Annotated in this window: 15 protein-coding genes and 1 pseudogene; 6 read left to right on the top strand and 10 right to left on the bottom strand. The window is 41.1% G+C overall.

The genetic code is table 11. From position 1 onward, the window contains the following. Nucleotides 1-27 precede the first annotated feature (27 nt). A complete protein-coding gene (tal, locus tag BWP33_RS01330; protein WP_002641166.1) occupies nt 28-1,083 on the top strand; it encodes a transaldolase in 1,056 nt (351 codons plus the stop codon). Nucleotides 1,084-1,152: 69 nt separating this feature from the next. Here tal and BWP33_RS01325 read toward each other — a convergent pair whose 3' ends face one another. Together BWP33_RS01325 and BWP33_RS01320 are read right to left on the bottom strand one after the other, a co-directional pair. Beyond that, nucleotides 1,153-4,044, bottom strand: a complete 2,892-nt coding sequence (locus BWP33_RS01325) for an Rne/Rng family ribonuclease (RefSeq protein ID WP_002641167.1) — start codon at nt 4,042-4,044, stop codon at nt 1,153-1,155. Between the two features lie 15 nt (nt 4,045-4,059). Then, on the bottom strand, nt 4,060-4,275 hold the full coding sequence (locus tag BWP33_RS01320) for a hypothetical protein (RefSeq protein ID WP_040628487.1): 216 nt from the start codon (nt 4,273-4,275) through the stop codon (nt 4,060-4,062). Nucleotides 4,276-4,520: 245 nt separating this feature from the next. Between BWP33_RS01320 and BWP33_RS01315 the strand changes: the two genes are divergently transcribed. The 4 genes and pseudogenes from BWP33_RS01315 to BWP33_RS01300 all read left to right on the top strand — a co-directional run bounded on the left by BWP33_RS01315 (nt 4,521) and on the right by BWP33_RS01300 (nt 8,571). Further along, nucleotides 4,521-5,507 carry an RluA family pseudouridine synthase gene (locus tag BWP33_RS01315; RefSeq protein WP_002641168.1) on the top strand — a complete coding sequence of 329 codons (987 nt, stop codon included), beginning with the start codon at nt 4,521-4,523 and terminating at the stop codon, nt 5,505-5,507. 186 nt (nt 5,508-5,693) lie between these two features. Further along, nucleotides 5,694-6,575, top strand: a complete 882-nt coding sequence (locus BWP33_RS01310; protein WP_104930277.1) for an IS982 family transposase — start codon at nt 5,694-5,696, stop codon at nt 6,573-6,575. Nucleotides 6,576-6,615: 40 nt separating this feature from the next. Further along, nucleotides 6,616-7,599: pseudogene (locus tag BWP33_RS01305) on the top strand (IS701 family transposase). Nucleotides 7,600-7,875: 276 nt separating this feature from the next. Continuing rightward, a complete protein-coding gene (locus BWP33_RS01300) occupies nt 7,876-8,571 on the top strand; it encodes a hypothetical protein (RefSeq protein WP_002641172.1) in 696 nt (231 codons plus the stop codon). 374 nt (nt 8,572-8,945) lie between these two features. Here BWP33_RS01300 and BWP33_RS01295 read toward each other — a convergent pair whose 3' ends face one another. Continuing rightward, complete coding sequence (locus BWP33_RS01295; protein WP_002641173.1) at nt 8,946-9,227, bottom strand: hypothetical protein; 282 nt, start codon at nt 9,225-9,227, stop codon at nt 8,946-8,948. Nucleotides 9,228-9,250: 23 nt separating this feature from the next. Further along, nucleotides 9,251-9,838 (bottom strand): Slam-dependent surface lipoprotein, encoded by a 588-nt coding sequence (locus BWP33_RS01290; protein ID WP_002641174.1) that lies wholly within the window; start codon nt 9,836-9,838, stop codon nt 9,251-9,253. A 133-nt stretch (nt 9,839-9,971) separates the two neighbouring features. On the opposite strand from BWP33_RS01290, the gene BWP33_RS01285 reads away from it, so the two are divergent. Beyond that, nucleotides 9,972-10,373, top strand: a complete 402-nt coding sequence (locus BWP33_RS01285; protein WP_002641175.1) for a helix-turn-helix domain-containing protein — start codon at nt 9,972-9,974, stop codon at nt 10,371-10,373. 185 nt (nt 10,374-10,558) lie between these two features. On the opposite strand, the gene tadA is transcribed toward BWP33_RS01285, so the two are convergent. The 6 genes from tadA to petA all read right to left on the bottom strand — a co-directional run bounded on the left by tadA (nt 10,559) and on the right by petA (nt 15,164). Next, nucleotides 10,559-11,278 (bottom strand): tRNA adenosine(34) deaminase TadA, encoded by a 720-nt coding sequence (gene tadA, locus BWP33_RS01280; protein WP_002641176.1) that lies wholly within the window; start codon nt 11,276-11,278, stop codon nt 10,559-10,561. After that, entirely contained in the window at nt 11,278-11,784 is a 507-nt protein-coding gene (locus BWP33_RS01275) for a GNAT family N-acetyltransferase (protein WP_040628615.1), read from the bottom strand. Before BWP33_RS01275 ends, tadA begins: the two co-directional genes overlap by 1 nt. A 35-nt stretch (nt 11,785-11,819) precedes the next feature. Continuing rightward, nucleotides 11,820-12,353 (bottom strand): isochorismatase family protein, encoded by a 534-nt coding sequence (locus BWP33_RS01270; RefSeq protein ID WP_002641178.1) that lies wholly within the window; start codon nt 12,351-12,353, stop codon nt 11,820-11,822. 66 nt (nt 12,354-12,419) lie between these two features. Next, complete coding sequence (locus BWP33_RS01265) at nt 12,420-13,199, bottom strand: cytochrome c1 (RefSeq protein WP_002641179.1); 780 nt, start codon at nt 13,197-13,199, stop codon at nt 12,420-12,422. A 13-nt stretch (nt 13,200-13,212) separates the two neighbouring features. Next, a complete protein-coding gene (locus tag BWP33_RS01260) occupies nt 13,213-14,565 on the bottom strand; it encodes a cytochrome b (RefSeq protein ID WP_002641180.1) in 1,353 nt (450 codons plus the stop codon). A 14-nt stretch (nt 14,566-14,579) separates the two neighbouring features. After that, nucleotides 14,580-15,164 (bottom strand): ubiquinol-cytochrome c reductase iron-sulfur subunit, encoded by a 585-nt coding sequence (gene petA, locus BWP33_RS01255; protein ID WP_002641181.1) that lies wholly within the window; start codon nt 15,162-15,164, stop codon nt 14,580-14,582. Between the last annotated feature and the right edge of the window lie 320 nt (nt 15,165-15,484).

Raw genomic sequence — 15,484 nt, 5'->3', positions numbered from 1 at the left:
CTCAACCCATTTTTTAGGACGAAAAATATGGCTATTTTATCTGAAGTCAAAAAATTAGGACAACAAATCTGGTTGGACAATTTATCGCGCAGCTTGGTGAAAAGCGGCGAATTAGCCAAAATGCTGGAACAAGGCGTTTGCGGCGTAACGTCTAATCCTGCCATTTTCCAAAAAGCCTTTTCTGGCGATGATTTGTACGCTCCTGAAATTGACGCGTTGAAAAAACAAGGCAAATCCGCCAAAGAAATCTACGAGACTTTAGCGATTGCCGATGTTCAGGCTGCCTGCGATGTATGCCGTCCTGAATTTGACCAATCGGGTGGTAAAACAGGTTTTGTGAGTTTAGAAGTGTCGCCTGAATTATCACGTGATGCGGCTGGCACCATCGCCGAAGCCAAACGCTTACACGCTGCCATCAATCGCCCCAACGTGATGATTAAAGTACCGGCTACCAATGAGGGTTTAGTGGCTTTGACCGAACTCATCATCAGTGGCATCAACGTAAATTTGACCTTACTGTTCTCACGCGCCCAAACGTTGAAAGCCTATACTGCCTACACCACAGGCTTACACAAACGCTTGGAAGCAGGCGGCGACATCAATCACATTCATGTGGTGGCAAGTTTCTTTATTTCGCGTATTGACAATGCGTTAGATACCACGCTGCCTGAACATTTGCAAGGCAAAATTGCCATCGCTTTAGCCAAAGCTGCCTATCACGATTGGCAAGAATATTTTTCCACGCCTGAATTTAAGGAATTGGCTGCTAAAGGTGCAAATAAAATTTCATTGCTATGGGCATCTACTGGCGTAAAAAATCCTGATTATTCAAATACATTATATGTAGATAGTTTAATTGGCGAAGACACCGTCAATACCGTTCCCGATGCGACACTCAAAGCCTTTATGGAACATGGCACCGCCGCCAGCACTTTGACACAAAACACCGAACAAGCACTCGCACAAATTGCCGAAGCGGAAAAATTAGGCGTAGCATTTGAAACCTTAGCAACACGTTTACAAAATGATGGTTTGACGCAATTTGAAGAAGCATTTGCGAAATTGCTCGCGCCATTAATTTGATTCATTTTCAGGCAACCTGAAAAAATCCGCTTATTTGTATTCACACAAATAAGCGGATGTTTATTAACATTATTCAGATTGAATGGTTTCTACTTGAATCATTTGAATATTATTTTCTTTTGGCATCGGAATGGGCAAATCGTTGTAACGTCTGCCATACACTTTTTCAGGTTCAACACGTTGCGCGGCTTCTGCCAAAGCTTGCGAACTGGTTTGCACCAACTGCAAATGACCTAATTCAATCCCTGCAAAAATATCAATTTCTTCAATTGATTCATAAACTTGTTCAATTAACTCAACATTAGATTGTAGTGGTGCTTCCGCCACTGCCAATTCAACGGTCTCAGTATCCGCCTCCGCAACTGCCAAATTATCATCAGTTAAATCAAATAAATCACTGCTTTCTGATTCTGTATTTGCTGTATTTTCTGTAGCCAATTGCACTGAAGTTTCAGGCTGCTGCTCAATGGTCTGGGTAGACGTTTCATCATCAAAGAACTGTAACAAATCCTCACCATCTACCGTCTCAAAACCACTAAAATCCACGACTGCTGGCGTAGAATCCAATACCAAAGGTGCAGATTCGGTTGTTTCTGGCGTGGTTTCTGCGACCTCAACAGATTGTTCAGCAACAAACTCATCATCATTCACATTCACTGTAACAATACGAGCCCGATACTCCGCCACCAAGCTGCTTTCGGCTGCCAACTCAGGATATTCCTTACTCAAAACGTGCGCCACAGCTTCTTCCACGCGTTCTGCGGCATCGCCAATATGCAAATAATGCTCCATTTTTGCCGCAGACGGAATCGCACGTTTTTGCTGATTACGCTGATTTTGATTACGCGGTTTACGATTGTCTTTATTGCCCTCGCCTCCCAAATGCACAATCAATGGTTTTTGTTTATTTTGATTACGTTGTTTGTTGTTGCGTGGTTTTGGTGTTTCCGCAACAGCATCAAGCGCGTCCAAAGTCAAATTAACATTATTTTCAGGCTGCTGTTTGGCATTTTTATTTTGATTACGCTGCTTACGATTCTCGGCTTTGGCATTGTAATTTTGATTTTGCTTATCAGACGGTTTATCCTGATTTTTATTTTGACGTTGCTGTTGTTGCTTATCGTATTGCAAACGCGATTTACCAGCATCCATAACAGGTTGTTGCTGTTCGGATTGTTGTCGGCGTTGTTTATTACTTTGCTGGCGGCGATTTGGATTATTGCGTTTATTTGTTGTTTTCAGTTTTTTGCCAGTAGGTGTTTCAGGCTGCGTTTTTTCTGTTTGCCCCAATATGCCTCCCAACCAGCCTTTGAAATTATCCCACCAAGATTTTTCCAATTTCGCTTGACTTGGTGCAGGAGAAGCGTGTTTCAAACCTTTGACAGCAGGTTCTTGACGCACAACTTTTTCACCTTTTTTGTTAGCAAATGGTACGGCTTCTTTTTTTTCAGGCTGCGTTACGCGTTTGTAGCTCGGCAACACATTTTCTTCCACATCATCGGTACGAATCCGCGTGATTTCATAGTGTGGATTCTCCATATGTGGATTCGGAATCAAAAACACCGACATATCCAAACGTTCTTCCATGCCAAACAATTCAGCGCGTTTTTCGTTCAACAAGAAAGTCGCCACATCAACTGGCACTTGTGCATGAACTTCGCCCGTATTTTCTTTCATTGCGGCGTCTTGAATCAAACGCAAAACGTGTAATGCGGTGGATTCAATACTACGAATCACCCCTGTACCCGCACAACGTGGGCAAGCAATATGGCTACTTTCCGAAAGTGCAGGCTGCAAGCGTTGGCGCGACAATTCCAACAAACCAAAACGCGATAATTTACCCATTTGCACCCGCGCACGGTCTTTTTTGAGCGCGTCACGTAAAACATTTTCCACTTCACGTTGATGCTTAGCGTCTTCCATGTCAATGAAATCAATTACCACCAAGCCCCCCAAATCACGTAACCGCATTTGTCGCGCAACTTCTTCAGCCGCTTCCATATTGGTTTTGAATGCGGTTTCTTCAATGTCCGATCCACGCGTGGCACGAGCAGAGTTTACATCAATAGAAACAAGGGCTTCAGTATGATCAATCACAATTGCGCCACCACTTGGTAAGCTTACCGATCGCGCAAATGCAGTTTCAATCTGCTGCTCAATTTGCAAACGCGAAAATAAAGGTGTGTGGTCTTCGTAGAGTTTGAGACGCGACAAATTGTTTGGCATCACATAACTCATAAATTCAGAGACTTGCTCAAAAACTTCGGGATTATCCACCAAAATTTCAGCAATATCAGGGCGATAATAATCACGAATGGCGCGAATAACCAACGAGCTTTCCATAAATAACAAATAGGGTTGCTTATGCGCGGCGGCAGCTTCTTCAATTGCGTGCCATAATTGCAATAAATAATTGAAATCCCACTGTAATTCTTCTGCACTGCGCCCAATTCCTGCAGTACGCGCAATAATACTCATGCCATTAGGAACATTTAATTGCGACATGGCTTCTTTCAATTCGGCGCGGTCTTCGCCTTCAATTCGGCGCGACACGCCACCACCACGCGGATTATTGGGCATCAGCACCAAATAGCGTCCTGCCAAACTGATGAATGTGGTTAAGGCTGCGCCCTTGTTGCCACGCTCGTCTTTTTCCACTTGAACAATGACTTGCATACCTTCTTTTAGCACGTCTTGAATACGAACTTTGCCGCCTTCATAATCTTGGAAATAAGCACGAGACACTTCTTTGAATGGCAAAAAACCATGACGTTCCACGCCATAATCCACAAAACACGCTTCCAAAGATGGCTCAATGCGCGTAATCACTCCCGTGTAAATATTGCCTTTACGTTGTTCTTTACCTAGGGTTTCAATATCCAAATCCAAAAGGGTTTGTCCATCAACGATTGCCACGCGCAATTCTTCGGCTTGCGTGGCATTGAAGAGCATTCTTTTCATGTTATACCTTTATTTTCAAAAGATTAACACGTTTTCAGTTTGAGAAACTACTCGCGTGGTGGCGCGTGGTGCGCTGCGATGTGTGCAGTTTTGACGATTAATAAAGAACGTGATTGGGTTTTCAGGCTGCCTAAAAATCACGGAATAATATGATTTTAATGGCAACACAATAATTGAAAAAGCAATAAATGATTTTTCAGGCTGCCTGAAAAATAATTTTTCAGTAAACAATATATTCAGTCATCGTCTATCTTTTTGTATTCAAACAATATTTCTGTTGCTTTAGACTGACTAGCAACAAAAAGGAAAACGTGCAAAGTACTTTTTTTGTAAAATGACGACATACGGCTTTTTTAATACCATCGGCGTGCAAGTTGCCAAAATTTATTTTCTAATTAAATCAAAGCCGTATAAATTGCATCAACCGTATTTCAGGCGATAACTGTTGCCTAAAATTAATGTGGATTATAGATAAAATGCCAAAAATTAGCAAAGACTTAGTGAACCATCTGACCGTACAGGAACATGATGCCGAACAACGACTAGATAACTATTTGATTAAAATATTAAAAGGCGTACCCAAAAGCCATATTCAGCGGATTATTCGTTCGGGTGAAGTGCGCTTGAATAAAGGACGTGCCAAACCTGATTCACGCATTCAAATCGGCGATGTGGTGCGCATTCCGCCCATTCGGGTAGCAGAAAAATTGCCCCCACATTTTTCAGGCAGCCTGAAAAATATTCCTGCACGTGAATTTGACATTGTGTTTGAAGATGATGCGTTAATTGTCATCAATAAACCTGCTGGCGTAGCGGTACATGGCGGTTCTGGCGTGAGCTTTGGCGTGATTGAGCAACTGCGTCAAGCGCGACCCAACGAGTCGTATTTAGAGTTAGTGCATCGTTTGGATAAGGACACAAGCGGTTTGTTGATGATTGCAAAAAAACGCCGCGCGCTGGTTAAATTACACGAAATGTTGCGAAATGACCACCCTAAAAAAGTGTATTTGGCGTTGGGTGTGGGAACGTGGCAGCCTGAAAATCGTCATATTAAACTGCCAATTGTGAAATACACGGGCGCGGCTGGCGAAAAAATGGTGCGCGTGGGCAACGAAGAAGATGGGCAATCGGCATACACCATTTTTCGTGTGTTGAACACATTTTCAGGCAGCCTGACTCATTCGGTGGGGATTTCGGCGTTGAGTTTGGTGCAAGCCACGCTGAAAACGGGGCGAACGCATCAAATTCGTGTGCATATGCAGTCGCAAGATTGCCCGATTGCAGGCGATGAGCGTTATGGCGATTATCAGGCGAATAAACGGCTGCAGAAATTAGGGCTTAAACGTATGTTTTTACACGCATATGAATTGATTTTAGACCACCCTATTTCGGGCGAACGTTTGCATTTGAAAGCAGAATTGCCAGCAGAATTGCAAGATTTTTTGAATGATTTGAGTCAATAAAATTTTAGGCTGCCTGAAGGACTACGCGTCCAGCAAAGTAATTTAGGACTTACGCAAAACCAATAAATTTTGCGTAAGCGGACGCCATTCTCAACTCTATCTAATTAAGATATGGCAATTGAATAAAAAGGGGCATAACCCCACTCTTAAAGATACCCGTCAAGATAATCCGAAAGAGAGACAGTTATGCCCCAAGACGAATTTATCATTAAAACGTATCTAATGGTAGATGCTTTATACAATCAGCTCGTTCAAAAACCATTAAGACAAGGTGGCTTTGCACCCAAACTTTCAGATTGTGAACTGATTTGTATGGAAATTGTTGGCGAATTTCTCGGTATGGATACCGATAAAAAAATTTGGCAATATTTCAAACAACATTGGCAAAATTGGTTTCCCAATTTAGGCTCTTACCCTAATTTTGCCAAACAATGTGCCAATTTGTATTGGGTTAAACAACAAATGCATCAAAAAATCACTGCAAATTGGTGTGAGCAAGCAGAGTATTATGCAGATGCCTTTCCTATTGCAGTCTGTAAATTTGCCCGAGCTAAACGCCATCAAAATTTTCGTGCATATGCGACGTTCGGTTATTGCGCTTCCAAAAAAGAGACCTATTATGGTTTTAAAGGTCATCTTTTGATTACTCGCTCAGGTATGATTAAAGCCTTTACTTTTACAGCTGCCAATGTTGATGAACGGCAGGTATTACCTGAACTTTTAGAAGGCAAAACAGGATTTGTTGGTGCGGACAAAGGGTATTTAAGTTCTGAATTAAAAGATGAAATGAAACAAAGCCATATTAATTTACAAACACCTTATCGTAGCAATATGAAAGATGACAGAAGTCCTCAATTTCTCAAATGGCTAAAAAATAGCCGCCGTATAATTGAAACAGTTATTGGTCAATTAACAGAGAGATTTAACATGGAAATAGTTCGTACAAAAAATCTGTTTCACCAATCTAACCGTTTTATTCGGAAAATTTTATCGCATAATTTTTGCTGTTTACTGAATCAACAAATTCAACACCCAATTACTCAATTTGCTGGGTTAATTGGGTGTTGAGAATGGCGTTAAGCGGATTAAAATATAGTAGCATAAAAGGATGCAAGCAAAAGCCATCACCCGACTAGACTACTGCCAATACTTAACTTACTGGTAAGCCAAAATAACTACACGCTTACCCACTATGCCGAGCATCATCCTGAAGAAATAAGCCACGACCGCATTAATCGGTATCTTCGAGATGACAAGCTCACACCCAAGCTAGTATGGGAGAAAGTCAAACAAGACATCGTACCAGATAACGAAGGCATACTCATCTTTGACGACAGTATTTTAGACAAGAATCACAGCCATAAAATCGAACTGGTTAACCGTCAATATAGTGGCAATGCCCATCGCATCATCAAGGGCATCTGTATCGTTAACTGTATTTATGTCAACCCAAAGACGCAGCAATATTGGCTCATTGACTACCGTACCTATGACAAAAATACGGATGGCAAAAGTAAACTTGACCATTTAAAGGACATGCTAAAACACAGTATTGAACAAAAACAACTTCAATTCAAATATGTACTCATGGACACATGGTATGCTACTCAAAGACATCATGCTTTACATCGATAACTTACAAAAAATCTATTACTGTCCTTTAAAGTCAAACCGTAAAGTTGATGATTCAAAAGGCTTAAATCCTTACAAAGCGGTTAGTGACTTAAATTGGACTGACACAGAACAACAAAATGGCAAGCTGATTAAAATACATGGCTTTCCCAAAGACTACAAAGTGCAACTGTTTCGGGTTGCGGTGAATGACAACCGCACGGACTGGATTGTCGCCAATGACACCACTCAAGATTCATCAGATGACACACGAAATGTGTTTACCATCCGCTGGAAGATTGAGCAGTTTCATCGTGAAATCAAGCAATTAACTGGAATTGAAAACAATCAGTGTCGTAAAGCTCGTATTCAGCATAATCATATTTGTTGTTGTATGCTTGTTTGGGTTCAGTTAGCTAGACAAGCAAGAAAGTTAAAACAAACGTTGTATCAAGTTAAATATGGCTTACTTAGCAATTAGTTGCGAGAGCAATTGAAGTCGCCTTCGGTTGTGTTTGCGTAAGTCCTATTGATAAAAATAAACTTAAACTTCACAATTTATTAGATAAATGGTAAACATTGTTAAGTGTCAAGTTTTGTTTGTTAAAATACACTGATAATTGGTTGTAACCAATATATTAAAGGTCTGTAATAAATGAATGATAAAACATTTGTCAAATAAAATTCATTTTAAAATGTTGGGTGTTATTTTTTTGCCCAAGCTACAACCATTTTTTTAACAAGCAGGAGCAATCCCATGAAAAAACTTTCTTTAACACAATTTGCGTTATCAAGCCTATTGGCTATCGGTGCGTTTGGTGGATTGGCGGTCAGTCAATCGGCTATGGCAGGTTGTACTTGTCAAGGCGGTGTAGATTTGGGTGGCGATTTATGTGGCATACCCAACTCAGTAACTGGCAGAATGGATATGGTATTTAATAAAGTCTGTACCGCTGATAGTGGTGGTTACACCCCTTCTCGTGAACCCGACCCGACTGTTTTGCGGGGGCAAAGCGATATTGCGGTGGCGTTAAGCCCTAGCACAGGTGTGGTGGGTGTGGCTTCTTATTCATGGGACGATGCAAGTTTCAACCAATCCATGACGTGGGGCATAGATGATTTTGCCCTTGCATCTTGCCTTAACAAAATCAATCATCTGAACACCCAAAGTTATAACCATGATGTTGTAAGAAAAATCATCAAAAAATACGGCAAAAAAAGCGATTGCCAAGTCGTCAAAAAAACCGAAAATTTGGGCGAAAATTTAATTGCGATTTTGCGTGGTCAAAAAAGCAACGGTCAATACGCTGTATATTGGACAACTCGTGAAGATAAATACCATTTATTTTCACAACAGCAACCTGAATTTAAACAATTACTTGCCAAATGCCAAGCCGAAGCGACCAATTGTGAAATCATTGGGCAATATGGCGATACAACTGAGATTGATTAAGTTTTAACTTTTAACATTTTACAAAACGGATAAATTGTGATTTTATCCGTTAATTAACAAAGTAATCTTTCAGGCAGCCTGAAACCTTTGCAAAACCCAAAAATTAACCTAAATCTCGTCATTCCAGCGAATGCGGGAATCTAATAGCAAAATTTAGATAACTGATTTTATTTGATTGATTAAAAATCCATTTAAGATTGAAAATGGATTACCGCCTACGCGGTAATGACGACGGATAGTTTTGCAAAGGTTTCAGCCTGAAAAATTAGAACCTGTGTTCATACTAATAGGCGTTCCTATTGGCGTGAAATTCAACGCAGCAGGCGTGCTAAATGTGGCAAAAAGACATCGCACTTGGCTGTGAATACAGGTTCTTAGTTTTCGCAACGAACGACCATATTCACATCTTTCATATAAGCGACTTGCGAATTACCTGTTACCCCACCTACTTGATTTTTAATCACAAAACCTTTAGGACAAACTTCTTTTGCTTTTTTCAATGCCAAATCCGTACAGGCAGCACCACAATATTCAGTATTGATACTAATCAATGAACCAGCAGAACTGGATTCTATTACATTGCTAGATACACTGGGTGGCTGCACCACGCAAGCAGACAACACAAAAGTCAAGCACACGACCATTTTTTTATTCATAATATCCATACCTCAATCAATCTTTAGTAACGTTTACCACCAAATGCTGCATTCAAAGTAGAATCATTGAAATCCACAACACCAGCCGCTTCAGTTGCGCCATTACCCATTAATGTACCTCGATAAGTGCCGCCACTGTTCCACAACATAGTGGCTTGACCTGAAAATTTCGCGCCATGCAAATTGCCTTTTTCTAAGGTAACATCACGCGCCCCTGACATTTCTAATTTTCCATCAACCACTTTATTACCAAAATCAACGTTTAATCGGCTTTTGCCTGCGTTGTAAATTTCGCCCGCTCCATCCACACGCACCACATTACCATAATAAGTAGCTGTACCACTTTTTGGAATATTCGTGGCTTCATTGCCTTGATACTTTAATTCAGTCATTTGTTTGCTGTCATCAACCCACGCACCATAGAATGAATCATTCTGATTGTAACCAGTTGCGCGACCTGTACTGGTTTCAACCGTTACCCAACCTTTGGGACTGATACTCAAATTATATTTATCGCCATCGGGTGTTTCAATTACGCCAGCACCATCACCATTACTGGCGCAAGCCGCCAGAGCGCACACAATAGGTAAAATCATTAAAAATTGACGCATATCTCTCTCCGTAAAATGAAAAATCAAGTAAAGATGCTATTTTAAAATGTAAATAATTGACTAACCAGCAACAAACAATGTGCATTTTTTACCTAATTTGTGGTAAAAATCTCCTTTTTTGTGAGTATCAAAAATGAGTGTTCAAGACAATATTCGGTTATTACGCGAAAGTAATCGCTGGTCGCAAGAAGAAATGGCACAACGGCTTAATATGTCATTAAACGGTTATGCGAAAATTGAACGCGGTGAAACCAAATTGCATTTGGGAAAATTAACGCAGATTGCTCAATTATTTAACATTGATGTCGTGGAATTGATGACAACGCAAGACAAAGGCGTTGTCTTTTTTATGAATGAAAAATGTGATTACATGGGCGCAAATTATTACGGTACAACACAATATATCAATCATTTTTCAGAAATTGAAAAATTAAACCAGATTATTCAACTTAAAGATGAAATTATTGCGCAAAAAGACAATGAATTGGAAGCACTTAAAAAACTTGTTGCCATATTGGAAAAGAATCAAAAATAAGAACCTGTATTCATAGCCAACGTAAAATGGATTTTTGTTCCAGTTGGTACGAATGTCAGGCGAATTTCACGCTAATAGCGTTCCTATTAGCGTGAAATTCAACGCAGCAAGCGTGCTAAATGAGGCAAAAAGACATCGCGCTTGGCTGTGAATACAGGTTCTAATTATTCAGGCAGCCTGAAAAATTATTTGCGTTTTTGCTGAAAAAACTGCTGCAAAATGGCTTTACTCTCGTCTGCCAAAATACCCGACTTAACGGCAGTATGTGAATTTAACCGCTTGTTTGCAAAAATATTTAACACGCTGCCAGCTGCGCCCATTTTCGGTTCAGGCGCAGCAAAAATCAAACGACGAATCCGCGCCTGTACAATCGCTCCCGCACACATCGCGCACGGCTCGAGCGTTACATACAAATCGCATTCATCCAGACGGTAATTTTGCAAAATTTTCCCAGCTTGTTCAATCACTTGAATTTCCGCATGCTGGCAAACCGAATGCCCTGCCACGCAAAGATTATGTGCTTGTGCAATGATTTTTCCTTGATGCAATAAAATTGCGCCAACGGGAATCTCACCAATTTGCGCCGCCAAACGCGCTTGTGCCAACGCCACGCGCATATTTTCCGCCATGTGTTCATCGGTCGGAAACAAGGCAACAGGTGGATATGAATTTAATTTTTCTTGCCAATTGGTGCGTTGTTTAAGCGATAAATGGGCGATTTGGGTTTGTTCACACAGCGCAACCAATTGCCAAAATACGCTTTTGGTAACGGTCAAACCGCTTTGTTTGAGCAATAAAAAAGCGTGGCATGGATTTAATTCGCATAAATCTGCCACACTCAAAATACCCCATTGTGCCAATTTTTCAACCACTTTTGGCGCAAGTGGTGGTGTCGTCAATTTCATCACGCTTTAATTCTCTTCCCTAAAATCACCACGTCCGCCAGCATATTCCCCATATCGCATACTTCAGGCAGCCTGCCCCACTCCACAAAACCAAATTTCGCAAACAAATGCAAACTGGCATGATTATGCGCAAAAATCACGCCAACCACATTTTTAATGTGCAAACTCGGGGCTTTCATCAACATATATGCTAACAAATCTTTGCCCGTCCCCACACCACGACTGTCATGGCGTACATACAAACTGATTTCCGCAGTCATATCATACGCCATGCGCGCATAATAATCGCTGAAACTTGCCCAAGCCAAAACGCTATTGTCCAGCTGATTTGCTAAAACATAAATAGGACGATTTGGCTTTTGATGTGCCTGAAACCACGCTTCACGACTCGCCACGCTCACGGGTTCCAAATCAGCAGTGGACTGCCGACTCGCAACCGTACTGTTATAAATTTCAACGATTTGTGCTAAATCTTCATGTGTTGCCAAACGAATAATGTGGTTCATTGCCATCACTTTCTTCCATGCAAGGTGAAAACAATCTATTGAATTAATTTAGAAATTTCTTTAAATTTAGGGTGTTTGGCATCACCCAATAATTGAAACAAAATACTTTCAATATTCGAGACGATTGCGCCAGCCGCCTGCATCTGCTGCAAACCGTTATTTTTATTTTCCTGTGTTCGCGATGCAATGCACTCTTGTGGAATATACACATTTAAATTTTGTTCGCGTAACGCCAACACTGTTTGCAACACGCAAACGTGTGATTCACAACCCAATACAATGATATTTTTTGGTTTTTTTCTTGAAATCAACGTTTGCACTTCGGGAGTCAGTGCTGAAAACTGTGTTTTTTCAAATACCCATTCGCCAGAAAGAATTTGCACATCTGCAACCGTATTTCCCAAACCTCTGGGGTATTGTTCGGTTAAAATAACAGGAATATTCAAAATATTCAAACCCTTAATCATTTGACATGATTTATTCACAAATGTTCTACTGTTTAACATCGCAGGCACAAGGCGTTGCTGAATATCAATGACAATTGCCAATGTTTGTGTTGCATAAAACATAACTTTCTCCATCAAATCAAAAACAAAAGGCTGCCTGAAACGCTTTCAGGCAGCCTTTTTCTATGGTTAATGCACGTCTTTCCAGAATTCTTTTTTCAAGAAATATGCCAACGGCAGCATCACAGCAATCAGGAATAACAACACAAGATAGCCAATTTGCTTACGTTGTACTTGTGCAGGTTCTGCCATGTACGCCATAAAATTAGTCAAATCACGCACATATTCATCATAATCGTTGGTAATGATGTCGCCTTCTTTGGTCATGCGCGTTAATTTACCTGTGCTTTCCCACTCCAATTGAGGTGTTTTCACACCGTGTTCTTCATGCACAACAGGTTTACCATCTTTATCCAATTTCACGGCTTGCACACCTTGTTGTTCCCACAGAACGTGTGGCATCGCGGCATTTGGTAATACGGTATTATTCCAACCAGTTGGGCGCGTTGGGTCTTTGTAGAAACCGCGCAAATAAGCATAAATATAATCCGCACCACGTGAACGAGCAATCAATGTCAAATCAGGTGGCACAGTACCAAACCATTTTTTCGCATCGGCTGGAGCCATGTGTGCTTGCATGACATCGCCTACTTTATCGGTGGTAAACATCAGATTTTTCTTGATTTCATCTTCCGTCAAACCGATGTCTTGTAAACGGTTATAGCGCATCGCAGATGCTGAATGGCAAGACAAACAGTTATTCACAAAAATCTGTGCGCCACGTTGCAAGCTCACTTGGTTGCGTGGATCCAATTCAACGTGTTCATAATGTGCGGTATTGGCAACCGCCACGCCCATGGGTGCTGCCACTAATAATGCAGCAAGAGTATTTTTCAATGCTTTTTTCATTTTCAGGCTGCCTTTAAATATTGGTTGCAAACAAGTATGCGCCGATTAAAGTAATCGCAACATACACAAAGAACATGATTTTTTGTTTGTTCGTACCCATGGTTACACGTTCTGGAACGGATTTATCGCGGTCTAATTTCGTGTAAATTGGCATCAACAAGAAAAAGGCAAAGTAAATCACAGATAAAGCACGCGCTACCCAAGTACGCAAATCGGTCGCCACCATTGCACCCAAAATACCTAAACCAATGAAAGAAATAATGAATAACACCAACATGGTTTTGAAAATAGGACCGCGATAACGCACTGATTTAGTTGGTGAACGGTCAAGCCATGGCAACAATGCAATCAGTACCACCGCGCCCCCCATGCCCAATACGCCCCAAACTTGTGTACCCGCAAACGATGGAATAGCACGCAAAATCGCATAAAATGGTGTGAAATACCATACTGGCGCGATATGCGGTGGCGTAACCATTGGGTTAGCTGGGTCAAAGTTCGGTTTTTCCAAGAAATAACCGCCACCTTCAGGCGCGAAAAACATCACGCCACAGAAGAAAATCAAAAATACCACCACACCCAAAATATCTTTAACGGTGTAATAAGGATGGAACGGAATACCGTCCAATGGAATACCGTTGGAATCTTTTAGTTTTTTGATTTCCACACCATCTGGATTATTTGAACCCACTTCGTGCAAAGCAATCAAGTGTGCTGCGACCAATCCAATCAACACCAAAGGAACAGCGATAACGTGCAATGCAAAGAAACGATTTAAAGTTGCATCAGATACGTTAAAATCACCACGAATCCAAGTAGATAAGTCTGGACCAATAACAGGAATCGCACCAAACAAGTTAATAATCACTTGTGCGCCCCAAAACGACATCTGACCCCAAGGCAACAAATAGCCCATAAACGCTTCTGCCATCAATGCCAAAAAAATCAACGAACCAAATACCCACACCAATTCACGCGGTTTTTTGTATGAACCGTAAATCAATCCACGGAACATATGCAAATAAACCACAATGAAAAACGATGATGCACCTGTTGAATGCATATAGCGAATAATCCAACCACCTGATACATCACGCATAATGTATTCCACTGCTGCAAAAGCAACAGGCAGATTTTGAGCATTAGTTGTGCCATCAGGTTTGAAGTTCATGGTCAAGAAAATGCCACTCACGATTTGAATCACAAGTACCAGTAAGGCCAATGAACCAAAGAAATACCAAAAATTAAAGTTTTTTGGTGCGTAATATTGTCCAACGTGTTCGTTGTACATTTTAGTCAGGGGGAAACGTGCGTCCACCCAGTCCAGCAAGGCTTTTGCCTTATTGCAGCTTTTTTGGTTTTCCATTTATGTTCCCCTAATTAATCTTCACCGATCAACACAACGTTGTCGCTTAAATATTTATATGGTGGAATCACCAAATTAGTCGGTGCAGGCACACCCGCAAATACGCGACCTGCTAAGTCAAATTTAGAGCCATGACAAGGGCAGAAAAAACCGCCTTTCCACGCACCACCACCCAAATCTGCCGCGCCCACATCTGGACGATACGTTGGCGAGCAACCCAAGTGGGTACAAATCCCAATCGCTACCCAAATATTCTCTTTAATAGAGCGCGTAGGGTTTTTGCAGTATTCAGGCTGCTGGTCTGCTTCTGATTTGGGATCGGTTAGGCTACCGTCCAATGTTGCCAAATCTTTGACCTGCTCTGGCGTACGATTCAAAATAAAAATGGGTTTGCCACGCCATTCAGCCGTCAATAATTGACCTGCTTCCACTTTGCTGACATCAACTTCTACCGAAGCCCCTGCTGCTTTTGCTTTTTCAGACGGAAACCAACTTGCAACCAGCGGAGTTGCCACACCAGCAGCAGCCACTGCACCTGCACCTGCTGTCGCCAGTGAGAGAAAGCGGCGGCGTTCCTTATTAATTTCGTTATTATTCATTATTTACATCCTAAGTATTGTCAAATACCGAACCATCAAACAGCTTTCATTTTAACCGATTTTCAACACTTGCTTAAAATTTTTTTAAATTTGAGTAAAGTTTTTGTCAATGATTTTGAAAAAACTTCATCAAGTAAGTATTTCAATTATACTTTTCGGTTATTTTCAGGCTGCCTGAAAAATACAATTTGTTGCGTGGCTGCTGCGTTTTCAGGCTGCCTGACAAAATAATTTTATGAATTTGATGCACTGAATGCGTAATCCTTTGTAAAGTTATTTCATCAATCGCGTCGAGGAAAAATTTCCCCTATAATTCATAA

It is taken from the genome of Simonsiella muelleri ATCC 29453, from assembly GCF_002951835.1.
Taxonomy (GTDB): Bacteria; Pseudomonadota; Gammaproteobacteria; order Burkholderiales; family Neisseriaceae; genus Simonsiella; species Simonsiella muelleri.
Note: the sequence above shows the minus strand (reverse complement) of the source record. Positions and strands in the feature narration are given on the sequence as shown.